A 22,290-nucleotide genomic window follows, 5' to 3' on the forward strand; every position below is an offset into this window, starting at 1 on the left:
GCGGCGACCGACCGTGAGGCCGGCCGTGGCCGCCGCACGAGTCGGATCAGGAGAACGATCACGTGGCAACGTCGTCGGGGCAGCATCACGTGCGCCCCTGGCGCTACCTGACGGCCTTCGCGGCCATCGTGGTGGTGCTCTACGCACTGGTGTTCCTCACCGGCGGCGGCAACCTCACGCCGAAGCTGGGCATCGACCTGCAGGGTGGCACCCGGGTCACGCTCACCGCGCGCACCACCGACGGGCAGCCCCCGCCGCGTGACCAGCTGGTCCAGGCGCAGGACATCATCGAGCAGCGCGTCAACGGGCTCGGCGTCAGCGGCGCCGAGGTCCAGCTGGACGGCAGCAACATCGTCATCACCGTGCCCGGCGACGCCGGGGAGCAGGCCCGGTCGCTGGGCCAGACCGCGCAGCTGCGCTTCCGCGAGGTGCTCCAGGGCCCGGTCCCCGCGAACCAGGCCGCCGGGCAGCAGCCCGCGCCGGGCCAGGACGTGCAGTCCGGCCAGGCCCCCGCGAGCCCCGCCCCGGCGCAGCCGCAGGGCATGGGGGAGCAGAGCCGTCCCGTCGCGCCGGTCGCGCAGGTCTCGCCGCTGCAGGACCCGCCGCCGACCCCCGCGCCGTCCCCGACGCCGAGCCCGAGCGGGCTCGCGCCGGACGACCCGCGCGTCGCCGCCGAGGTCACGAAGCTCCGTGAGACCCGGCAGAGCGCCGACCAGGCGACCCAGCTGCAGGCACTGCTGTCGCTGGACTGCGGCGCCCCGGACCCCCTGCAGGGCTACGACGACCCGACCCGGCCGCTGGTCGCCTGCAGCGAGGACGGACAGAGCAAGTACCTGCTCGGCCCGTCGTTCCTCGAGGGGACCGAGATCGCCTCCGCCCAGGCCCAGCAGAACCAGCAGGGCGTCGGCTGGGTGGTCGGGCTGACCTTCAAGCCGCAGGGTGCCGACACCTGGGGCCGGTACACGACCGAGAACGTCGGCAAGAACGTCGCGTTCGTCCTCGACGGTGACGTCGTCTCGGCGCCGTCGATCAACCAGCCGATCTACGGGCAGACCCAGATCTCGGGCCAGTTCAACCAGGACCGGGCCCAGCAGCTCGCCCAGGTGCTGCGCTACGGCTCGCTGCCGCTGTCGTTCGACTCCGGCAACGCCCAGACCGTGTCGGCGAGCCTCGGGCTGGCCTCGCTGGAGGCCGGGCTCATCGCCGGCGCCGTCGGGCTGGCGCTGGTGTTCGCCTACTGCCTGTTCTACTACCGGCTGCTCGGCATCCTGACGATCCTGTCGCTGGCCCTGTCCGGACTGGTCGTCTACGCGGTGCTGATCCTGCTCGGGCGGTGGATCGGGTTCACCCTGGACCTCGCGGGCGTCGCCGGGTTCATCATCGCGATCGGTATCACGGCCGACTCGTTCGTCATCTTCTTCGAACGGCTCAAGGACGAGATGCGCGACGGCCGCACCTTCCGTTCGGCCGTGCCCCGGTCGTGGGAACGGGCGCGGCGCACGATCCTCACCGCCGACGCGGTCAGCTTCCTCGCCGCCGCGGTGCTCTACATCCTGGCCGTCGGGGAGGTCCGGGGCTTCGCGTTCACCCTGGGCATGTCGACCGTGCTCGACCTGGTCGTGGTGTTCCTCGTGACGTTCCCGCTGGTCGTGCTGATCTCCCGGTCGGGGTCGCTGGGCAGGCCCGGGCTGTCCGGGCTCGCCGCCGTCGACCGGATCGGGCAGCGGCACCGTCGGGAGAAGCCGGCCGTCGGCAGGCGCGCGGCCACCACCGGGAAGGGAGCGGGCGCATGACGAACCCCGAGTCGCTGTCGGGCTGGACCCGGCTCACCACCGGCACCGCGGACGTCGACATCATCGGCCGCCGGCGGACCTGGTACATCGGGTTCGGCGTGCTCATCGCGGTCTGCCTGCTCTCGCTGGTCTTCCGGGGCTTCAACCTCGGGATCGACTTCACCGGCGGCTCCCAGATCCAGCTGCCCGCCACCGGGGCGACCGGCACGATCAGCACCCAGCAGGTCGACCGAGTCTACGAGAGCGTGATCGGCTTCGCGCCCGAGGTCACCCAGTCCGTCGGGTCCGGCGACGCCGCGTCGATCGTGCTGCAGTCCGCGCCGCTGACCCCCGAGCAGCTCGTGCCGCTGCGCGAGGCGCTGTTCACCCAGCTGCAGCCGCTCGGCGCGGACGGCGCCCCCAGCGCCGCCTCGATCAGCGACTCGCAGGTCTCGGGCACCTGGGGCGGCGAGGTCACCACGCAGGCGCTGATCGCGCTGGCGGTGTTCATCGTGCTGGTCACGCTGTTCCTCGCGCTGTACTTCGAGCGGGCGATGGCCGCCGCGGCGCTGATCGCGCTGGTCAACGACATCGTGGTGACCGCAGGGGTGTACTCCATCATCGGCCTGGAGGTCACCCCGGCCACCGTGATCGGACTGCTCACCATCCTCGGGTTCTCGCTCTACGACACCGTGGTGGTGTTCGACAAGGTCCGGGAGAACTCCCGCGGCCTGCTGAAGCTGACCCGGCGCACCTACGCCGAGGCCGCGAACCTGGCGCTGAACCAGACGCTGATGCGGTCGCTGAACACCTCGCTGATCGCGATCCTGCCGGTGCTCGGCCTGCTCGTGATCGGGGTCGGCCTGCTCGGCGTCGGCACCCTGGCCGACCTGGCGCTGGTGCAGCTCGTCGGCATGATCACCGGGGTGATCTCGTCGCTGCTGCTCGCGACCCCGGCGCTGGTCGACCTGAAACTGCGCGACAAGCGGGTCCGCGACCAGGCCGCCCGGGTCGCCGCCCGCCGGGCCCGCACCTCGGCCGTCGCCGGTGGCGACACCGCGGACGCCGACGCGGCGGCCGGCCCCGCCACCGATACGCTCGCCGCCGTGAGCTCCTCCGCACCCGCCGCCCCGCGGCCCGGCGCCCGCCCGACCGGCAAGACCGGACGGCGTCGGCGGTGAGCGGGGCGCAGGTCGACGGCATCCGGGTCGGGCCGGGGATCACCGGGGACTCCGCGGAGGACCTGCTCCGGGTCGCCGAGCTGGTCCGCTCGGTGCCCGACTACCCGCAGCCCGGGGTGCTGTTCCGCGACATCACCCCGGTCCTGGCGCACGGGGAGTCCTTCGCGACCGTCACCACCGAGCTGGCCGCGAACACCGGGGACGCCGACCTCGTCGTCGGGGTGGAGGCGCGCGGGTTCCTGCTCGGCGCCGCGGTCACGCTCGTCGCCGGGGTCGGCACCGTGCCGGTCCGCAAGGCGGGCAAGCTCCCCGCGGTCGCCGCGTCGCGCAGCTACGACCTGGAGTACGGCAGCGCCACGCTGGAGCTGCCCGCCGGGGTCGTCGAGCCCGGGACCCGGGTGTACGTGGTCGACGACGTGCTGGCCACCGGGGGCACCGCCGCGGCCGCCTGCGCGCTGCTGGCCGACGCGGGGGCCGAGGTCGTGGGCTTCGGCACGCTGCTGGAGCTGACCGCGCTGAACGGCCGGGCGAAGCTGGACGAGCTGCGGATCGACGCCCTGCTGAACGCCTGACGACGACGAGCCCCGGTTCGCGGACTATCCTCGGGCCCGGGACCCTTCCCGCCACCGAGCACGAGCAGGAGGTGCGGTGACCGAGGTCGACCGGACCGGCGCCCATCCGGCCACGCGCCCGCTGACGCCCGACGACGAGCCGCCGCGCCCGTCCGCGACCCGCCGGGTCCGGGCCCGCATCGCCCGGCGGATGACCCCGCAGCGGGTCGCGATCGTGACCCCGGTGCTGGAACCGCTCGCCGCGGTGCACCGCTCACTGCACCCCAAGGCCGACCTGGTGCTGCTGCAGCGGGCCTACGACGTGGCCGAGGACAAGCACGACGGGCAGACCCGCAAGTCCGGTGACCCCTACATCACCCACCCGCTGGCCGTCTCCACGATCCTGGCCGAGCTGGGCATGGACACCACGACGCTGGTCGCGGCGCTGCTGCACGACACCGTCGAGGACACCGACTACTCCCTGGAGCGGCTGCGCGCCGACTTCGGCGACGAGGTCGCGCACCTCGTCGACGGCGTCACCAAGCTCGACAAGGTCGAGTTCGGCACCGCGGCGGAGGCCGAGACGATCCGCAAGATGGTCGTGGCCATGGCCCGCGACCCCCGGGTGCTGGTCATCAAGCTCTCCGACCGGCTGCACAACATGCGCACCATGCGCTTCCTGCGCCCGGAGAAGCAGGTCAAGAAGGCGAACGAGACCCTCGAGGTGTTCGCCCCGCTCGCGCACCGTCTCGGCATGGCCACGGTGAAGCTGGAGCTGGAGGACCTGTCCTTCGCGATCCTGCAGCCGAAGAAGTACCAGGAGATCGTGCGGCTGGTCGCGGACCGGGCGCCGTCGCGCGACACCTACCTGCGCCAGGTCATCGACGAGGTGTCCGCGCAGCTGGACTCGGCGCGGATCCCCGCCACGGTCGAGGGCCGGCCCAAGCACTACTACTCGATCTACCGCAAGATGATCGTCAAGGGCCGCGACTTCGACGACATCCACGACCTCGTCGGGGTGCGGGTGCTGGTGGACGAGGTCCGCGACTGCTACGCCGCGATCGGCATGGTGCACGCGTTGTGGCAGCCGATGCCCGGCCGCTTCAAGGACTACATCGCCCAGCCCCGCTTCGGGGTCTACCAGTCGCTGCACACCACGGTGATCGGACCGGACGGCAAGCCGCTGGAGGTGCAGATCCGCACCCGCGCGATGCACCGCACCGCGGAGTACGGCATCGCCGCGCACTGGCGGTACAAGGAGGTCAAGGGCGGCGGCAGCAAGGAGGTCGAGGTCGAGGAGATGGCGTGGATGCGCCAGCTGCTCGACTGGCAGCGCGAGGCCGCCGACCCCGGCGAGTTCCTCGACTCGCTGCGCTTCGACCTCGCCGCGCGGGAGATCTTCGTCTTCACCCCGAAGGGCGACGTCGTCACCCTGCCCACCGGCTCCACCCCGATCGACCTGGCCTACGCGGTGCACACCGAGGTCGGCCACCGCTGCATCGGCTCCCGGGTCAACGGCAAGCTCGTCGCGCTGGAGCGCCAGCTCTCCTCCGGTGACGTCGTCGAGATCTTCACCTCCAAGGCCGAGGACGCCGGGCCGTCGCGGGACTGGCTGCAGATCGCGAAGTCCCCGCGGGCCAAGGCCAAGATCAAGCAGTGGTTCGCCAAGGAGCGCCGCGAGGAGGCCGTCGAGGAGGGCAAGGAGGCGATCACCCGGGAGGCACGGCGCACCGGGATGCCGCTGCAGCGGCTCATCTCCGCCGACGCCATGTCCGCGCTCGCCCGCGAGATGCACTACTCCGACGTGTCCGCGCTCTACGCCGCCGTCGGCGAGCACCAGGCGAGCGCCCAGCACGTCGTCCAGCGCCTGGTGGCGTGGTTCGGCGGCGAGGAGGAGGCCGAGGAGGAGCTCGCCGAGCGGGCGACGCCGTCCACGGTCCGCCACCGGCGCCCGTCGGGGAACGCGGGCGTGGTCGTCACCGACGCCGACGGCCAGTCCCTCGGCGACCTCTACGTCAAGCTCGCCCGCTGCTGCACCCCGGTGCCCGGGGACGAGATCCTCGGGTTCGTCACCCGTGGTGGCGGGATCAGCGTGCACCGCACCGACTGCACCAACGCCGGTGACCTGACCGCCCGCGAGGAGCGGCTGGTCGACGTGACCTGGTCGGTCTCCCCGGAGTCGGTGTTCCTGGTGGCCATCCAGGTCGAGGCGCTCGACCGGCACCGGCTGCTGTCCGACGTGACGAAGGTGCTCGCCGACGAGAAGGTCAACATCCTGTCGGCGACGACGACGACCTCCCGCGACCGCGTGGCGATCTCCCGGTTCTCCTTCGAGATGGGTGACCCCAAGCACCTCGGGCACCTGCTGCACGCGGTCCGCAACATCGAGGGCGTCTACGACGTCTACCGGGTCACCAGCGCGGCCTGACCCCGGCCCGCCCCCGCACGGGGCGGACCGGGGAGCCGGTCAGCCCAGGGTGGTCCGCTGGATCTCGACCGGGATGCTCGGCAGGCCGTCACCGGAGCCGACGGACTCGCCACCCCTGGCGACCTTGTCCAGGGTCGCGAGCCCCTCGGACCCGATGGACCCGAACACGGTGTAGTTCGGCGGCAGCTGGGCGTCGCCGTAGATCATGAAGAACTGGCTGCCGTTGGTGCCGGGTCCGGCGTTGGCCATCGCGAGCTGGCCGCGGCCGTAGCTGATCTCGGGGAAGACCTCGTCGTCGAAGGAGTAGCCGGGGCCGCCGCGCCCGCTGCCGGTCGGGTCGCCGCACTGGAGCACCTGCAGGCCGGGCTGGTGGTCAGCCGGTGGCAGGAGGTGCCGTCGAAGTAGCCCTGCTGCGCCAGGCTCTCGAAGCTCTTGACCGTGCACGGCGCGAGGTCGCGCTGCAGCGTGAGGTCGATCGGGCCGGCGCTGGTCTGCAGGTCGGCGGTGACCGTGCCCTGCGCCGGGGTGGGACCGGCGGCCGGCGGGTTCACCGGCTTCGCGGCGGGCTCCGGCGCGGCCGGGTAGCTGCAGTCCACCGAGGCCGGCAGCGCCGTCGGGCGCTGGGGCAGCGGCACGGTGGGCAGGCCGGAGGTGTCCGGGCCGTCGCCGGCGGGCGGGGCGGCGGCGGGCGGTGCCGCGTCGTCGGGCCCGCCCCACGCGGAGGTCAGGGCGTAGACCCCGGCCGCGGCCAGCACCACGACCAGCACCGTCACCACGGCCGCGATCGTGGTGTTCCGCTTGCGCTGCTGCTGCCGCTGCGCCCGGTGGGCCTGCTGCGCCTCCAGCTTGCGCTTGGCCGCCTCCCGGCGCTGCTCGTTCGTCACCACGTCCCGACCCACTCCCTGACTTGATCACTCGTACGCGCGGTGAGGGTATCGGGGCGACCTGGGGAGAAAGCTGAGAGACACCGGTTCTAGGCTGGGACGACCCCCGAGACGATCCCAGGAGAGGACGTGCAGCAGCCGTGACCGCCACCGAGCCGCAGGTGGGCCGGGCCCGCAGGCCCGAGCCGTTCGCCGCGCCGAAGGGCATCCCCGAGTACCTCCCGCCGTCCTCGGCGGGGTTCGTGCACGTGCGGGACACCCTCGCCGCCGCCGCCGAGCGCGCCGGGTACGGCCACATCGAGCTGCCGGTGTTCGAGGACACCGGGCTCTACGCCCGCGGGGTGGGGGTCCACCGACGTCGTCTCCAAGGAGATGTACACCTTCGCCGACCGCGGCGACCGCTCGGTCACGCTGCGCCCCGAGGGCACCGCGGGGCGTCGTCCGCGCGGTCGTCGAGCACAACCTGGACAAGCAGGGGCTGCCGGTCAAGCTGCGCTACGACGGCCCGTTCTTCCGCTACGAGCGCCCGCAGGCCGGCCGGTACCGCCAGCTCCAGCAGGTCGGCGTCGAGGCGATCGGTGTCGACGACCCGGCCCTGGACGCCGAGGTCATCGCCGTCGCCGACGAGGGGTTCAGGGCCCTCGGCCTGACCGGGTACCGGCTGGAGATCACCTCGCTGGGCGACGCCGAGTGCCGCCCGGCCTACCGCACGCTGCTGCAGGAGTTCCTGGCCGGGCTCGACCTCGACGAGGCGACCCGGGCCCGCGCGGAGATCAACCCGCTGCGGGTGCTCGACGACAAGCGCCCCGAGGTGCGCGCCGCGATGGCCGGCGCGCCGCTGCTGATGGACCACCTGTCCGACGCCGCCGCCGACCACCACGCCCGGTGCTGGCCCACCTCGACGACCTCGGGGTCGCCTACACGCCGAACCCGCGGATGGTGCGCGGCCTGGACTACTACACCAAGACCACCTTCGAGTTCGTCCACGACGGCCTCGGCGCCCAGTCCGGGATCGGTGGCGGTGGCCGGTACGACGGCCTGATGGCCACCCTCGGCGGTCCGGAGCTGTCCGGGGTCGGGTTCGGCATCGGCGTCGACCGCACCCTGCTCGCCTGCCGGGCCGAGGGAGTGACTGCGTGGTCGGAGGCGCGGGTCGAGGTGTTCGGGGTGCCGCTCGGCGACGCCGCGCAGCGTCGCCTGGTCACCGTCGCCGCCGCGCTGCGGGCCCGGGGGATCCGGGTGGACCTGTCCTACGGCGGGCGCGGGCTCAAGGGTGCGATGAAGTCCGCGGACCGCTCCGGGGCGCGGGTTCGCGCTGGTGCTGGGGGACCGGGACCTGGAGAGCGGCACCGTGGGGCTCAAGGACCTCGTCTCCGGCGAGCAGCAGGACGTCCCGCTGGACGCGGTCACCGACGCCGTCGTGACCGCCCTGGCGGGCTGAGGCCGCGGTGGCGGCCTCGGACCGGGAACGCTGGGACGCCCGGCACGCCGCCGCGGGGGCCGGGTCGCCGCTCCCGCCGGACGCGCTGCGCGGGTGCCTCGACCTGCTCCCGTCCTCGGGCCGGGCACTGGACCTGGCCTGCGGGCGCGGCGCGGTGGCGGTGTGGCTGGCCGGGCGGGGGCTCGACGTCGTCGCCGTCGACGTGTCCCCGGCCGCGCTGGCGGCGGGCGCCGAGCTCGTGACCCGCGAGCAGCCACCCGGGCGGGTGCGCTGGGTGGAGGCCGACCTCGACGCCGGGTTCCCGGTCGAGGAGGGCCGCTACGACGTCGTCGTCTGCCAGCGGTTCCGCGACCCGGCGCTCTACCCGGCGATGGCCGCGGCACTCGCCCCGGGCGGGCTGCTGGCGGTGACGGTGCTGTCCGAGGTCGGCGACGCGGGCGGGGCGTTCCGGGCGGCGCCGGGAGCTGACCGCCGCGTTCGCCGACCTCGAGGTCCTCGCCCACGGCGAGGGGGGCGGCGAGGCGCACCTGGTGGCGCGCGCCCCCGCCTGAGCGGTCCCGCTCAGCCGCCGTGCGTGGTCGCGCTGCGGTAGTCGGTGTAGGTGTAGGGGTTGTCCAGGACCCTGGTCTCGGGTGATCGGCCGGGTTGATCCCCGCCTGCACGCCTGCTCGCCCATCGTGGACCCGCAGGTGCTCGCGACGGTCGCGGGCACCGCGGCCCGGGCGGTGGCCTTGTCCCGCAGCTCGACGACCAGCCGCTCGGCGCTCTTGCGCCCCACTCCGGGGATCCGGGTCAGCACGGCCAGGTCGCCGTCGGCGAGCGCGCGGCGCAGCGTGTCCGGCTCCAGCACCGCGATCGTGGCGAGCGCGAGCCGCGTCCCGATCCCGGACACCGTCTGGAGCAGCAGGAACAGCTCGCGTTCCTCGGCGTCGGCGAACCCGTAGAGGGTCAGCGAGTCCTCGCGCACCACCAGGGTGGTCGGCAGCCGGGCCTCGTCCCCGCGACGCAGCCCGCCCAGCGTGGCGGGGGTGGCGTACACCGCGAGCCCGACCCCGCCCACCTCGACGACCGCGTGGTCCAGCCCGATCTCCAGCACCGGACCGCGCACCGAGTGGATCACTGACAGGTCCCCTTCCGACGAACGACCGTTCGAGGCACCGACGCTACCGGGCCACCCCGCCGGGACCGCACGCGACACCGCGGCACCGGGGCCGGACGCCACGAACGTGCCTCCCCCGCGACCGTCCCGGCGACAGCCCGGCGGGCGACGGCGACCGGGCGACCGTCCGCGCCGTCCGGAGTGGGCTCAGCGGGCGCCCCACCCGCCTGCCGACCGGGCGTCGGCGGCCGCGCGGGCCGCGGCCCACTGCTGGGCGGCGCTGGGCCGGGCCCCTCCCCGCTCCCGTTGCGCCTCGGCGAGCCGGGCCCGGTGCACCGCGGCCAGCTCCTCGGCCCGGGCCTGCGCCTGCGCCATCCGGTCGATCATCGGCGAGCGCCAGCAGTGGCAGATGGCCAGGGCCAGCGCATCGGCGGCGTCGGCGGGCTTCAGCGGTGCGTCCAGGCCGAGCAGCCGGGTGACCATGGCGGTGACCTGGGCCTTGCCCGCGCGGCCCTCGCCGGTGACGGCGGCCTTGACCTCACTGGGGGTGTGGAAGGCGACCGGGAGGCCTGCCCGGGCCGCGACGAGCGCGACCACCCCGCTGACCTGCGCGGTGCCCATCACGGTGCGGACGTTGTGCTGGCTGAACACCCGCTCGACGGCGATCACGTCCGGCCGGTGCCGGGCGACCCAGCGCTCCACCTCGTCGGCGACGGTGAGCAGCCGCCGCTCCAGCGGCAGGTCCGGCTCGCTGCGCGCGACGCCGACGTCGACGAACCCGACCGTCCGGCCGGCACCGGCCTGGACGACACCGATCCCGCACCGGGTCAGTCCGGGGTCGACCCCGAGCACCCGCACCGCGTCCCCCTCGCCTCGGATCCGCACGGCCGTTCGAGAACCGTACCGGTGGCGGCGGCGCCGTCCGAGCGGGCACGCCGGTCCGGCGGGTCCGGGCCGGACCCTCCGCACCGGGATGACAGGGTGCGCAGGTGACGTCGTTCCTCCGGGTCCTCGCGTGGGTGTGGGCCGCGCTGCTGCTGGTCGTGCTCGTGGGGACCTTCCGCCCCGGGACGCCGGCCATCGGGCTCGCGGGGTCGTTCCTCAGCGGTGCCTACCCGCTGCAGGTGGCCCTGGCCGCGGTGCTCGGGATCCTGTTCGGGCTGGCGGCGCGGGCCGCGGGCGCGCGGTTCACCGGCGTGGCGACGGCCGTACTCGCCCTGGCGGCGGTCGTCGGGTCGGTCACGGTGCTGGCCGCGCAGGGGCGCGCCGCGTCCGAGCAGGGCGTCCCGCTGGACTGGACGGCGGCCCTGACCGAGCTGGGCCAGCCCGACGGGCGGCCGGACCGGTCGGTGGAGTTCGCCCCCGGGCGCACGCTGGACCTCTATCTGCCCACCGGCGCTGGACCGCACCCGACGATGGTGTGGGCGCACGGCGGTTCGTGGACGAGCGGCGACCGTGACGACCGGACCGCGCTGAACCGCTGGCTCGCCGAGCGCGGCTGGGCGGTGGCCGCGGTGGACTACCGGCTGCCGCCGCCCGAGCCCGTCGGCCGCGACCAGCAACGCGACGTCGCCTGCGCCGTCGACTGGGTCCGTGCGCACGCCGGCGAGGCCGGGCTGGACCCCGCAAGGCTGGTGCTGGCCGGGCAGTCCGCCGGGGCGACGCTCGCGCTGTCCACCACCTCCGGGCTGCTCGACGGCACGCTCGCCTGCTCCGAGGCCCCGGCGGCGTTCGGCGGCACCGGCCCGGCCGACGCCGCACCGCCGGCGCCGGGTCCACCGCCGGTCGGCGTGGTCGCCTACTACCCGCCGGTCGACCTGACCCTGGTCGACCCGGCCCTGCAGCGCACCCTGTTCGGCGGCACCGCCGACCAGGCGCCGGGGCTGCTGCGGCTGCTCTCCCCCGCCGAGCAGGTCCGCCCCGGTCTCCCCCCGACCCTGCTGCTGCTGGGCTCCGCGGACCACTACGTCCTGCCCGACCGGGTCCGTGCCTACGACCGGGAGCTCCGCGCCGCGGGGGTCGACGGCAGGCTCGTCACCGTCCCCTACGCCGACCACGTCTTCGACCGGCCGTTCGGCAGCCCGGGCGCGCAGCTGACCCGGGAGGCCGTGATCCGGTTCCTGACCGGGCTCCACTGATGCGGGTCGAGATCACCGCCCTGCTGGCCTCGCCCCGGCACGCCTACGAGGGCAGACCCGCCGACGGGCCCCGGCCCGACCCGGAGCCGCCGCTGCGCGGTGCGGTCCGGGTCCGTGCCGGTCACGGGATCGTCGGTGACCGTTACGCGGGCCGCCCGGCCCACGCCCGCGCCGCGGTGACCGTGCTGGCCGCGGAGTCGCTGGACCACCTGCGGGAGGTCCTCGGTGCCGCCGCCACCGCGACCCCGCGGGCGGCGCGGCGCAACGTCGTGCTGCGCGGCGCACCCGTCGACGCGCTCGCCGCGCCGGGCCGCGGCGGCACCGGCGCGCTGTTCACGCTGGACTCCGGCGACGGCCCGGTCCGCTTCCGCGCGCACCGGGCCGCCGCACCCTGTCGCTGGATGGACACCGAGATCGGCGACGGCGCGTGGGCGGCGCTGCGGGGCCGGGGCGGTGTCCGCTGCGAGCCCCTCGACGACGGCGTGCTCCGCCTCGGTCCGGCCGAGCTGACGATCCTCGAACCGGCGGCAGCCGTACCGCCGGACGCCGGGCACGGACCGCCCGGCGGGAGGCCCACACCGTCCGCCGTCGACCCGTAACGGCAGGTCCCGGGTCTGCGACCCTACCGGCGTCGACACCGGAGGAGGTGACGCCGCGATGTCCCTGGTGCCCCGTCCGCGCCGCCCCGAGGAGCCACCGGCCTCCCCCGGGCGGACCGGTGTCGTGGTCCACCGGGGTCTGCCCGGGGACCGGGTGACCTGGGCCCGCCGGGCCGCCCGCATCGGCGGGCTCCTGGTCGCCCTGGCCGACGCCGAGTCCGGCGGTCTGGAGCTGCCCGCGTCGCTGGCCGGTCGCCGCGCGCTGTGGGCGTGGTCGCGTTCGGCGGAACGCGCGGTCGCCGCAGCCGGGGACGCCGACGCGGTCGTCGAGGTCCACACCGAGGACGCCGACCTCCTGGCGGCCGCCGGGCGGGACCTGGCCGCGGTGCTGCGCCACGAACGCGACACCCGCCGCACCTCCGTCCCCGGCGACACGCCGACCGGCGCCACGGGCCCGGCCGAACGGCTCTGCGCGCTCCTGCACACCCAGGCCCGCCGGCAGGACGTCGCGGTGAAGCTGCTCGTCGCCGAGCTGGGCCGCGCCGCCCGGATCCTCGCCCCGGGCCACCTGCGCCGCCCCGCGGGTGCCGGGTACGGAGCGGGCGCCGCCCCCGCGCGGGGAGCGGTCGCCGGCTGACCCGCCGGTCTCAGTGCGCGGCGGCGTCCCAGCTGCGACCGGACCCGACCGAGACCTCCAGCGGCACCGACAGGTCCGCGGCGGCCGCCATCTCCCGGCGGACGAGCGCCTCCAGGGGCTCGCGCTCACCGTCGGCGACCTCCAGGACGAGCTCGTCGTGCACCTGCAGCAGCATCCGGCTGCGCAGCCCCTCGGTCCGCAGGGCCCGGTGCACCCCCAGCATCGCGACCTTGATGATGTCCGCCGCGCTGCCCTGGATCGGGGCGTTGAGCGCCATCCGCTCGGCCATCTCACGCCGCTGACGGTTGTCGCTGGTCAGGTCGGGCAGGTAGCGGCGGCGCCCCAGGATGGTGGCGGTGTAGCCGTCCTTGCGGGCCTGGTCGACGACGCCCGCGAGGTAGTCGCGCACCCCGCCGAACCCGGCGAAGTAGTCGTCCATCATCTCCTTCGCCTCCTCGGTGGAGATCCGCAGCTGGCCGGACAGGCCGTAGGCCGACAGCCCGTAGGCCAGGCCGTAGTTCATCGCCTTGATCTTGGCGCGCTGCTCGACCGACACGTCGGTGGCCTCGACCCCGAAGACCCGGGCCGCGGTCTCGGCGTGGAAGTCGTGCTGCGAGCGGAACGCCTCGATCAGCGCGGCGTCCTCGGACAGGTGCGCCATGATCCGCATCTCGATCTGGCTGTAGTCCGCGGTCAGCAGCTCCGCGTACGGCGCGCCGTCGGGCCCGGAGCCGACGACGAACGCGTCCCGGATCCGGCGCCCGGCGGCGGTCCGGATCGGCACGTTCTGCAGATTCGGGTCGGTGGAGGACAGCCGGCCGGTCGCGGCGATGGTCTGCGAGTAGGTGGTGTGGATCCGGCCGTCCTCGGCGACGGACTTCATGAGCCCGTCGACGGTCACCTTGAGCCGGGTCGCGTCGCGGTGCTGCAGCAGGAACTGCAGGAACGGGTGCCCGGTCTGCTCGTAGAGGCTCGCCAGCGCGTCCGCGTCGGTCGTGTAGCCGGTCTTGGTGCGCTTGGTCTTGGGCATCTCCAGCTCGTCGAACAGGACGACCTGCAGCTGCTTGGGCGAGCCGAGGTTGATCTCCTTGCCGATCACCTCGTAGGCCGCCCGGGCGGCCTCGCGGACCTGGCCGCCGAAGTCGGACTCCAGGTCGGACAGGGTCTCCCCGTCGACGGCGATCCCGGCGGCCTCGCAGTCGGCCAGCACGAACGCGAGCGGCAGCTCCAGGTCGGCCAGCAGCTCGCTGCCGCCCCGCTCGGCGAGATCGGCGTCCAGGGCGTCGGCGAGCTCGGCGATCGCCGAGGCGGCGAGCATCTCCTGCCCCGCGGCCTGCGCGTCGGCCTCCTCCTCGCCGCCGAGCAGGGACAGCTGCCCGTCGGCGGGCTCCTCGGTGCGCAGCTCGCGGCGCAGGTAGCGCAGCGCGAGGTCGGCCAGGTCGAACGTCCGCTGCCCGGGCTTGGCCAGGTAGGCGGCGAGCGCGGTGTCGCTGGTCAGCCCGCCCAGCGTCCAGCCCCGCGCGCGCAGCGCGTGCAGCACCGGCTTCACGTCGTGCGCGGCCTTGGGCACGGACGCGTCGGCGAGCCAGTCACCCAGGGCGGCCTCGTCGTCCGGGGTGAGGCCGGTGAGTGCGAGGTAGCCGGCGGCCGGGACGCCGGCGGTGGCGCCGGCGGCCCGCTGCTCGACGGTGGGCTCCCCCGCGGCGAGCGCGATCCCGTCGAGGTCGCGCCCGGCGATCGGGCCGGTGACCCCGGCGAAGCTCACCGCGACGCGACGGCCGTCGCGGGCGTGGGTGTCGAGCCAGGCCCGCACCGTGCCGGGCGCGACGACCTCGCCCGCCACCTCGAACCCGGACTCGGCCTCGGGCTCGGCGGAGGACAGGGTGGAGAACAGGCGCTCGCGCAGCACCCGGAACTCCAGCTCGTCGAACAGCCGGTGCACCGCGTCGCGGTCCCACGGACGGAGCTCGAGCTCCTCGGGGGCGGCGCCGAGGTCGACGTCGCGCACCAGCTCGGTGAGCTGGCGGTTGAGCAGCACGTTCGCCAGGTTGGCCCGCAGGTTGTCCCCGGCCTTGCCCTTGACCTCGTCGACCCGGTCGGTCAGCTCGTCGAGCGAGCCGAACTCGCGGACCCACTTGGCGGCGGTCTTCTCCCCCACTCCGGGGATGGAGGGCAGGTTGTCCGAGGGGTCGCCGCGCAGCGCGGCGAAGTCCGGGTACTGGGTCGGGGTGAGCCCGTAGCGCCTGTCCACCTCGGCCGGGTCGATCCGGCCCAGGTCGGACACGCCGCGCTTGGGGTACAGCACGGTGACGTCGTCGGTGACCAGCTGGAACGCGTCCCGGTCGCCGGTGGTGATGAGCACCTGGTACCCGTGTGCCTCGGCCTGGGTGGCGAGGGTGGCGATGAGGTCGTCGGCCTCGTAGCCGTCCACGGCGAAGACCGGGATGTTCAGTGCGGTCAGGACCTCCTTGATGAGGTCGATCTGGCCGCGGAAGTCGTCCGGCGGCGCGGAGCGGTTCGCCTTGTACTCGGCGTAACGCTCGGCGCGGAAGGTCTTGCGGGAGACGTCGAAGGCGACCGCGAGGTGGGTCGGTTCCTCGTCGCGCAGCAGGTTGATCAGCATCGAGGTGAAGCCGTAGACCGCGTTCGTGGTCTGCCCGGTGCCGGTACGGAAGTTCTCCGCGGGGAGCGCGAAGAACGCCCGGTAGGCCAGGGAGTGGCCGTCGAGCAGCAACAGGCGCGGCTTCGCCGGTGCCTTCTTCTTCGCCGAGGCCGACTTCTGGGTGCCCTGCGTCGCTGTGCTCATCGGCGGCGAGTCTAGAACCGACCCCCGACAACGAACGCGGCCGCGCCCCGGGTGGGGACGCGGCCGCGTGCGGACCTGCCGGGGCGACCTCAGCCGACCTCGGCCATCACCTCGTCGGAGACGTCGAAGTTGGCGTAGACGTTCTGCACCTCGTCGGAGTCCTCGAGCGCCTCGATCAGCTTGAAGACCTTCCGCGCGCCGTCGGCGTCCAGCTCGACCTGCATCGACGGCACGAAGACCGCCTCGGCGGAGTCGTAGTCGATACCGCTGCGCTGCAGCGCGGTGCGCACCGCGACGACGTCGGTCGGCTCGGAGACGACCTCCCAGCTCTCCCCGAGGTCGTTCACCTCCTCGGCACCCGCGTCGAGGACGGCCAGCAGCACGTCGTCCTCGGACAGGTCGGCCTTGGGCAGGACGACGACACCCTTGCGGGTGAACAGGTACGCCACCGAGCCGGGGTCGGCCATCGTCCCGCCGTTGCGGGTCATCGCCGTCCGGACCTCGGTCGCCGCGCGGTTGCGGTTGTCGGACAGGCACTCGACGAGCACCGCGACACCGTTCGGCCCGTAGCCCTCGTAGGTGATCGTCTGGTAGTCGGCCCCGCCGGCGTCGGCACCCGAACCACGCTTGACCGCGCGGTCGATGTTGTCGTTCGGGACCGAGCTCTTCTTCGCCTTCTGGATGGCGTCGTAGAGCGTCGGGTTGCCGGCGGGGTCACCGCCGCCGGTCCGGGCCGCGACCTCGATGTTCTTGATCAGCTTGGCGAACATCTTGCCGCGGCGGGCGTCGATCACGGCCTTCTTGTGCTTGGTCGTCGCCCACTTGGAGTGACCGCTCATCGGCTCGTCTGCCCACCTCTCGTGCTCGCACCGCGCACACCACGCACGGTGAGGGGCAGGTCCGACGCCCCGCAGCGCGAGCTGCGGTCGGGCCGACCTGCGGGAACCCGTCAATGCTACCGGCGATGCGGCTCCGCCCCGGCCCGGGCCCGCGCGCACCCCCCGGCACACGGACATATGCAAGATCCACTATGCTTCGCCACCACGTCCCGCCGGGAACCCGGCACGGACTACTCTGACAACCGTTATCGGCACCCGCACCGGTGCCGGTCACGAGAGGAGCGCACGTGTTCGCAGCAGTGGCAGGCAAGGCCGTCGGGCTCGTGGCGAGCGGGCTGGCCGGCGCGGTCGCCTACGACGGCGTCAAGAAGGTCGCGCGTTCCGGCGCCGTCCGCGAGGCCGCCGTCTCCGTGACCACGTGGGGGCTCAGGGGCGCCCGCGCCGCCGAGACCGGCGCCGAGAAGGCCCGGCTCGCGACCGCCGACATCGTCGCCGAGGCCCGCGACCGGATCGGCGAACAGGCCCCCGCGCCGGGCGACGGCCACGGTCACGGCCACGAGCACTGATCCCGGCCCCGATCGAGACGAGTCCCCGCGTGCGCACCGACACCACCGGCCCGGACACCACCGTCCCCAGTGACGCCGCGGACACCCCCGTCCTCAGTGACGCCGCGGGCCGCATCCGCTTCGCCGTCCCGGCGCTGCGCGGGCGCACCGCACTGGCCGTGGCCGTGGAGGACGAGCTGGACCACGTCACCGGGGTCCGCCAGGTGCACGCCTACCCGCGGACCGGCAACGTCGTCGTCTGGTACCGCCCCGGCTGCGACCGGGTCGAGCTCACCGAGGCGATCGCCAAGGGGCTCGGCGCCGAGCCGGAGGCCACCGCGGCCCGCACCCCGCGCTCGGCCGACCAGCACAACGGCGAGCTAGCCCGGCTGGTCGTCGGCGGCGTCGCACTCGCCGCGCTCGGCTTCCGTCGCTCCGCGCTCCGCCGCCCACCGCTGCTCGGCCCGGCCAGCCGCACCGTCGCCACCGGCGTCACGATCTTCACCGGCTACCCGTTCCTGCGCGGCGCGCTGCGCTCGCTCGCCGGCGGGAAGGGCGCGGGCACCGACGCGCTGGTGTCCGCGGCGACCGTCGCGAGCCTGGTGCTGCGCGAGAACGTCGTCGCACTCACCGTGCTGTGGCTGCTCAACATCGGCGAGTACCTCCAGGACCTGACGCTGCGCCGCTCCCGGCGCGCCATCTCCGAGCTGCTCACCGGCGCCACCACCCGCACCTGGACCCGCACCACCACCCCGGACGGCAGCACGGTCGAGGTCGAGGTCGACATCGCCGACCTGTCCGTGGGCGACGAGGTCGTGGTGCACGAGCGCATCGTGCTGCCCGTCGACGGCGAGGTCGTCGAGGGCGTGGGCGTCGCCGACCAGGCCGCGATCACCGGCGAGCAGCTGCCCGTCACGGTGGCCCCTGGCGACACCCTGCACGCCGGGTCGGTGCTGCTGCGCGGGCGGATCGTGGTCCGGGCCACGGCGGTGGGCCAGGACACCGCGATCGGCCGGATCATCGACCGGGTGGAGCAGGCCCAGGGCGACCGGGCCCCGATCCAGACCGTGGGCGAGAACTTCTCCCGCCGGTTCGTCCCGGCCTCGTTCCTGCTGTCGGCGCTGACCCTGATCGCCACCCGCGACGTGCGCCGCGCGATGACGATGCTGCTCATCGCCTGCCCCTGCGCGGTCGGGCTCTCCACCCCGACGGCGATCTCCGCCGCGATCGGCAACGGCGCGCGGCGCGGGATCCTCATCAAGGGCGGCGCGCACCTCGAGGCGGCCGGCCGGGTGGACGCGGTCGTGTTCGACAAGACCGGCACCCTCACCCAGGGGCGCCCGGTCGTCACCAACGTCATCTCCTTCCACGACGACTGGGCACCCGAGCAGGTCCTGGCCTACGCCGCCTCCTCGGAGATCCACTCCCGGCACCCGCTGGCCCAGGCGGTCATCCGCTCCACCGAGGAGCGGCGGATCGAGATCCCGCCGCACGAGGAGTGCGAGGTCCTGCTCGGGCAGGGCATGCGGGTCCAGGCCGACGGCCGGGTGCTGCTCATCGGCTCGCGGGACCTGCTGCGCGCCCAGGGCGTGACGGTGCCGCGCAAGGCCGCGGACTGGGTACGACGGCTGCAGAAGGCCTCGGAGACGCCGCTGCTGCTGGCCGTCGACGGCGCGCTCGTGGGCCTGGTCTCGCTGCGCGACACCGTGCGAACCGAGGCCCGCGACGTGCTGGAACGGCTGCGCGCCGACGGCGTCGGCCGGATCGTGATGCTCACCGGCGACCACCCGCAGACCGCGAAGGCCGTCGCCGAGGAGCTCGGGATCACCGAGTACCGCGCCGAGGTGATGCCCGAGCAGAAGCAGGACGTCGTGCGGGCGCTGCAGGAGCAGGGCCACACCGTCGCCATGATCGGCGACGGCACGAACGACGCCCCCGCACTGGCGCTGGCCGACATCGGGATCGCGATGGGTGTGGCCGGCACCGACGTCGCCGTGGAGACCGCCGACGTCGCACTGGCCGCGGACGACCTCCACGCACTGCTGGACCTGCGCGACCTGGGGCGCCGGTCGATCACCCTGATCCGGCAGAACTACGGCATGTCGATCGCCGTCAACGCGGCGGGCCTGCTGGTCTCCGCGGGCGGGGCGATGTCACCGGTGGTCGCCGCGATCCTGCACAACGCCTCCAGCGTCGCCGTCGTCGCCAACAGCTCCCGGCTGATCCGCTACCGGATCCCGGCCGGGACGCCGACCACCGTCGAGGGCGAGGTCGTCCGGTAGAAGGCCCGGGCGGCGGGGTGGAACAGCAGCGCGACGGCGGCGACCACCTCGGCCACGTGCAGCCCGCGCAGCCCCGCCGCGACGAGCTCGGGTCCGGTGGCGGACACCAGGAACGACCCCACCGAACCCCCGTCGGCGAGTGCCCGCACCGGCTCGAGGACCAGCGAGGCCGTCCCGAACACCCCCAGGACGCCCAGCACGGTCCACCGGTACATCCCGTGCCCGGAGCGCAGTTGCAGTACGAGCACGCCCAGCACCAGGTACATCCCGGCCCGCACGGCCAGCTCCCCGGCCGACGGCGGCACCGGTCCGACCAGCCGGACCAGGGACTCGGCGAACCCGGCCAGGATGGCGCCCAGCCACAGCGCGACGCTGAGGGCCACCGCGGACGGCAGCACGGGACGCGACCCGGTGGGCACGACGGTGGTGGTCATGCCTCCAGGGTCCCCCCGGCGCGCCGCTCGGCCCACACGGCGCTCCCCCGGGTGGAGCTGGGGTAATCCCCACCCCGCACCCGACCGGGCGAACCGGGTGCCCCGTGACCATCAATCTGTACTAGCGTACGAATTGTGGCCGGCCGGCACACCCGCAGCACGCGGACCCGCGCGGCGCTGCTCGACGCCGCCATCGAGATCATCTGCACCCGGGGGGTCGCCGCGGTGACCCAGCGCGCCGTGGCCGCACGGGCCGGGACCTCGCTCGCCTCGACGACGTACCACTTCCGCACCGCGGACGACCTGCTCGTCGCCGCGTTCGAGGTGACCAGCACCCGGACCATCGCCGACATGCGCCGGACCGCGCGCGAGGCGGCCGAGCGGGGGGCGGGGATCGTCGACGCGGCCATGGCCGTCGTGGCGCGCGCACCCTACGGCGACCGGCTGCCACCGGACGGGGTCGTCCAGCTGACCCTGAGCGCGATCCACAACCCACGGCTGCGCCCGATCGCCGAGGCGTTCGTCGAGGAGCTGGCCACGCTGTTCGCCCCGCTGACCGCCACCCCGGACACCGCCCGCACCCTCGCGCGCTCGCTGTCCGGGCTGATCCTGCACGAGATGGCGCGCGGCGCCGACACCCCCACCCCGACCATGCGCGACGACGTCACACGCCTGCTCGCGGCGTTCGGCGTACCCGACCGTCCCGCGACCGGCCGACCTGCGGCCGGCCCGGCACACCACCACGAGGATCTGGAGCCAGGATGACCGTCACCGCCGCGTGGCCGACCGGCCGGTCGAGCCGGTCCGCCGTGCTCGCCCAGTTCGGCGAGACCCGCGCCGACCTCATGCAGTGGGCCCTGACCACCGGCGACCCGCTCGCCGACGCCGTCGTCGAGGAGATGCACGAGCTCGGGATGTCCACGGCGCGGCCGCTGCTCGTGCGCGGGATCGAGGACGGCCTCGACAGCCTCGACGACCCGCCGCCCGCACTCGCGGCGCTGCTGCGCCGGACCGAGACCCCGCCCGACTACGTCGACGACGCGCTGCTCGACGACGCGCCCCGGCCCTGGTTCAGCTCGCCGACCCCGGTGCACATCCTCTCGCTGAGCGCGGGAGCCCTCGTCCGGGTCTACGAGTCGCCCTCGATCGCGAAGGTCCTGTCCACCACCGGCCGCCTGGTCGACCGGGCCGAGAGGCGGCTCACCGAGACCGGGACCTGGCTGACCCAGGCGATGCTGCCGGGCAACCTGCGCCGCGGGCGGCCCGGATACGTCGCGACCCTGAACGTCCGCATGCTGCACGCCCACATGCGCAGGCTCGCCCTCGACCGCGGGTACGACAGCACCGCCGACGGTGTGCCGGTCAACCAGGTGGACCTCGCGCGGACCTGGATGGACTTCACCCTGACCTCGTTCGTCGCGGAGGAACAGTTCGGGTTCGACCTCACCGGACGCGAGCTCGCAGGCCTCTACCGCTACTGGTGGTACATCGGGCACCTGCTCGGCATCGACGCCCGGCTCGTCGAGGGGATCACCGGCCACGACGCGGCCCGCCGGATCGACGACGTCCTGCAGACCGTGACCGGCCCCGTCTCGGACGACTCCGCGCGGCTCGCCGCCGCGACCCTCGACTCGATCGCGGTCCTGCTCCGCGGCCTGCTCGGTGTCCCGCCCCGCCTGTCCCGGCCCGCTCTCGACGCGATCACCCGCCGCATCCACGGCCCGGGGATGAGCCAGGACCTGCAGATCCGCCGTGCCCCGGTCGCCGACGCCCTGCTCACCCCGGCCGTCGCCGGCGTGCGGCAGGCCCGCGCGCTACGCCGGCGCTCACCCGAGCGGTGGCACTCGGCCGTCGAGGCGACCGTGGCCGCCGAGCGCGAGCGGACGGCGGGCCCCGGTGAGCCCACCGCCTACGAGCGCGGCGCCACCGGCTCCACCGACTGACCCGCGCGGGGCCGCCGTGGTGTCGTCCGGCGCGACCGGTACGCGGTCATCCGGCCGCGGCCCGCACCATGTCGACGAACAGCCCGTGCACCCGCCGGTCGCCGGTGAGCTCGGGGTGGAAGGAGGTCGCCAGCACCCGGCCCTGCCGGACCGCGACCGCCCGCCCGGCCGCCTCGCCCGCGTCGGCACCGGTGCTGGTGACGTCCGGGACCGAGGCGAGCACCTCGACGTCGCCGCCGGTCTTCTCGACCCACGGGGCCCGGATGAACACCGCGTGCACCCGGTCGCCGGTGAGGCCTGCGAACTCCAGGTCGGTCTCGAAGGAGTCGACCTGCCTGCCGAAGGCGTTGCGCCGCACGACGACGTCGAGCCCGCCGAGCTGGTGCTGGTCGGGCCGCCCGTCCAGGATCTCGTCGGCCAGCAGGATCATGCCCGCGCACGAGCCGTAGGCGGGCAGGCCCTCACGCAGCCGGGCGCGCAGCGGCTCCAGCAGCTCGAACGTGTCGAGCAGCTTCGAGACCGTGGTGGACTCCCCGCCCGGCAGGACGATGCCGTCCACGGCGGCCAGCTCGGCGGGCCGGCGCACCGGGACCGCCGTCGCGCCGACCGCCGTCAGCGCGGCGACGTGTTCTGCGACGTTGCCCTGCAGGGCGAGCACACCGACGGTCGGGGAGGGCATGCCGTCGAGGGTAACCCCGCTCCGGCCGCCCC

17 protein-coding genes and 3 pseudogenes are annotated in these 22,290 nt (G+C 74.4%); 13 read left to right on the forward strand and 7 right to left on the reverse strand.

The genetic code is table 11. From position 1 onward, the window contains the following. The first annotated feature begins 62 nt into the window (after window positions 1-62). The 4 genes from secD to KPF47_RS19260 all read left to right on the forward strand — a co-directional run bounded on the left by secD (window position 63) and on the right by KPF47_RS19260 (window position 5,932). Window positions 63-1,793, forward strand: coding sequence for a protein translocase subunit SecD (secD, locus tag KPF47_RS19245; protein WP_224390131.1), 1,731 nt, complete (start codon window positions 63-65; stop codon window positions 1,791-1,793). Continuing rightward, window positions 1,790-2,953: a protein translocase subunit SecF gene (gene secF / locus KPF47_RS19250; protein ID WP_224390132.1), complete on the forward strand. Its 1,164-nt coding sequence runs from the start codon at window positions 1,790-1,792 to the stop codon at window positions 2,951-2,953. Before secD ends, secF begins: the two co-directional genes overlap by 4 nt. A 38-nt stretch (window positions 2,954-2,991) precedes the next feature. Next, window positions 2,992-3,525, forward strand: coding sequence for an adenine phosphoribosyltransferase (locus KPF47_RS19255; protein ID WP_224390199.1), 534 nt, complete (start codon window positions 2,992-2,994; stop codon window positions 3,523-3,525). A 121-nt stretch (window positions 3,526-3,646) separates the two neighbouring features. Further along, window positions 3,647-5,932, forward strand: coding sequence for a bifunctional (p)ppGpp synthetase/guanosine-3',5'-bis(diphosphate) 3'-pyrophosphohydrolase (locus KPF47_RS19260; RefSeq protein WP_224390200.1), 2,286 nt, complete (start codon window positions 3,647-3,649; stop codon window positions 5,930-5,932). Window positions 5,933-5,971: 39 nt separating this feature from the next. On the opposite strand, the pseudogene KPF47_RS41010 reads toward KPF47_RS19260, so the two are convergent. Beyond that, window positions 5,972-6,819 (reverse strand): annotated as a pseudogene (locus tag KPF47_RS41010) (peptidylprolyl isomerase). 158 nt (window positions 6,820-6,977) lie between these two features. Here KPF47_RS41010 and hisS point away from each other — a divergent pair. Further along, window positions 6,978-8,257: pseudogene (gene hisS / locus KPF47_RS19270) on the forward strand (histidine--tRNA ligase). A 7-nt stretch (window positions 8,258-8,264) separates the two neighbouring features. Beyond that, window positions 8,265-8,849: a bifunctional 2-polyprenyl-6-hydroxyphenol methylase/3-demethylubiquinol 3-O-methyltransferase UbiG gene (locus KPF47_RS19275; RefSeq protein ID WP_224390133.1), complete on the forward strand. Its 585-nt coding sequence runs from the start codon at window positions 8,265-8,267 to the stop codon at window positions 8,847-8,849. A 48-nt stretch (window positions 8,850-8,897) separates the two neighbouring features. Here the strand turns inward: KPF47_RS19275 and ruvA are convergent. Together ruvA and ruvC are read right to left on the reverse strand one after the other, a co-directional pair. Next, window positions 8,898-9,377: pseudogene (ruvA, locus tag KPF47_RS19280) on the reverse strand (Holliday junction branch migration protein RuvA); the annotation flags it as partial. A gap of 186 nt (window positions 9,378-9,563) precedes the next feature. Next, window positions 9,564-10,214, reverse strand: a complete 651-nt coding sequence (gene ruvC, locus KPF47_RS19285) for a crossover junction endodeoxyribonuclease RuvC (RefSeq protein WP_224390134.1) — start codon at window positions 10,212-10,214, stop codon at window positions 9,564-9,566. Window positions 10,215-10,345: 131 nt separating this feature from the next. Between ruvC and KPF47_RS19290 the strand changes: the two genes are divergently transcribed. Genes KPF47_RS19290 through KPF47_RS19300 form a run of 3 tightly spaced genes read left to right on the forward strand, consistent with a single transcriptional unit; the run spans window position 10,346 to window position 12,730 of the window. Continuing rightward, on the forward strand, window positions 10,346-11,494 hold the full coding sequence (locus KPF47_RS19290) for an alpha/beta hydrolase (protein WP_224390135.1): 1,149 nt from the start codon (window positions 10,346-10,348) through the stop codon (window positions 11,492-11,494). Continuing rightward, the gene (locus tag KPF47_RS19295; RefSeq protein ID WP_224390136.1) at window positions 11,494-12,093 is read left to right on the forward strand and encodes a molybdenum cofactor biosysynthesis protein; all 600 of its coding nucleotides are present in this window, start codon (window positions 11,494-11,496) and stop codon (window positions 12,091-12,093) included. The genes KPF47_RS19290 and KPF47_RS19295 overlap by 1 nt, the downstream gene beginning before the upstream one ends. A gap of 58 nt (window positions 12,094-12,151) precedes the next feature. Next, window positions 12,152-12,730, forward strand: a complete 579-nt coding sequence (locus tag KPF47_RS19300; RefSeq protein WP_224390137.1) for a hypothetical protein — start codon at window positions 12,152-12,154, stop codon at window positions 12,728-12,730. A 10-nt stretch (window positions 12,731-12,740) separates the two neighbouring features. On the opposite strand, the gene polA is transcribed toward KPF47_RS19300, so the two are convergent. Next, complete coding sequence (gene polA / locus KPF47_RS19305) at window positions 12,741-15,536, reverse strand: DNA polymerase I (protein WP_224390138.1); 2,796 nt, start codon at window positions 15,534-15,536, stop codon at window positions 12,741-12,743. Window positions 15,537-15,625: 89 nt separating this feature from the next. Beyond that, window positions 15,626-16,375 (reverse strand): YebC/PmpR family DNA-binding transcriptional regulator, encoded by a 750-nt coding sequence (locus tag KPF47_RS19310; protein WP_224390139.1) that lies wholly within the window; start codon window positions 16,373-16,375, stop codon window positions 15,626-15,628. Window positions 16,376-16,662: 287 nt separating this feature from the next. On the opposite strand from KPF47_RS19310, the gene KPF47_RS19315 reads away from it, so the two are divergent. Both KPF47_RS19315 and KPF47_RS19320 read left to right on the forward strand, forming a co-directional pair. Next, window positions 16,663-16,941, forward strand: coding sequence for a DUF1490 family protein (locus KPF47_RS19315; RefSeq protein ID WP_224390140.1), 279 nt, complete (start codon window positions 16,663-16,665; stop codon window positions 16,939-16,941). A 29-nt stretch (window positions 16,942-16,970) separates the two neighbouring features. Then, on the forward strand, window positions 16,971-19,202 hold the full coding sequence (locus KPF47_RS19320) for a cation-translocating P-type ATPase (RefSeq protein ID WP_224390141.1): 2,232 nt from the start codon (window positions 16,971-16,973) through the stop codon (window positions 19,200-19,202). Here KPF47_RS19320 and KPF47_RS19325 read toward each other — a convergent pair. Beyond that, window positions 19,148-19,636, reverse strand: a complete 489-nt coding sequence (locus KPF47_RS19325) for a hypothetical protein (protein WP_224390142.1) — start codon at window positions 19,634-19,636, stop codon at window positions 19,148-19,150. The genes KPF47_RS19320 and KPF47_RS19325 overlap by 55 nt on opposite strands. Window positions 19,637-19,771: 135 nt before the next feature. Between KPF47_RS19325 and KPF47_RS19330 the strand changes: the two genes are divergently transcribed. Together KPF47_RS19330 and KPF47_RS19335 are read left to right on the forward strand one after the other, a co-directional pair. Then, complete coding sequence (locus KPF47_RS19330) at window positions 19,772-20,401, forward strand: TetR/AcrR family transcriptional regulator (protein WP_224390143.1); 630 nt, start codon at window positions 19,772-19,774, stop codon at window positions 20,399-20,401. Then, a complete protein-coding gene (locus KPF47_RS19335) occupies window positions 20,398-21,579 on the forward strand; it encodes an oxygenase MpaB family protein (protein ID WP_224390144.1) in 1,182 nt (393 codons plus the stop codon). The genes KPF47_RS19330 and KPF47_RS19335 overlap by 4 nt, the downstream gene beginning before the upstream one ends. A gap of 46 nt (window positions 21,580-21,625) precedes the next feature. On the opposite strand, the gene pdxT is transcribed toward KPF47_RS19335, so the two are convergent. After that, window positions 21,626-22,258 carry a pyridoxal 5'-phosphate synthase glutaminase subunit PdxT gene (gene pdxT, locus KPF47_RS19340; RefSeq protein ID WP_224390145.1) on the reverse strand — a complete coding sequence of 211 codons (633 nt, stop codon included), beginning with the start codon at window positions 22,256-22,258 and terminating at the stop codon, window positions 21,626-21,628. Window positions 22,259-22,290: the final 32 nt, after the last annotated feature.

Origin of the sequence: Pseudonocardia sp. ICBG1293, assembly GCF_020131355.1 — a bacterium.
GTDB lineage: Bacteria > Actinomycetota > Actinomycetes > Mycobacteriales > Pseudonocardiaceae > Pseudonocardia.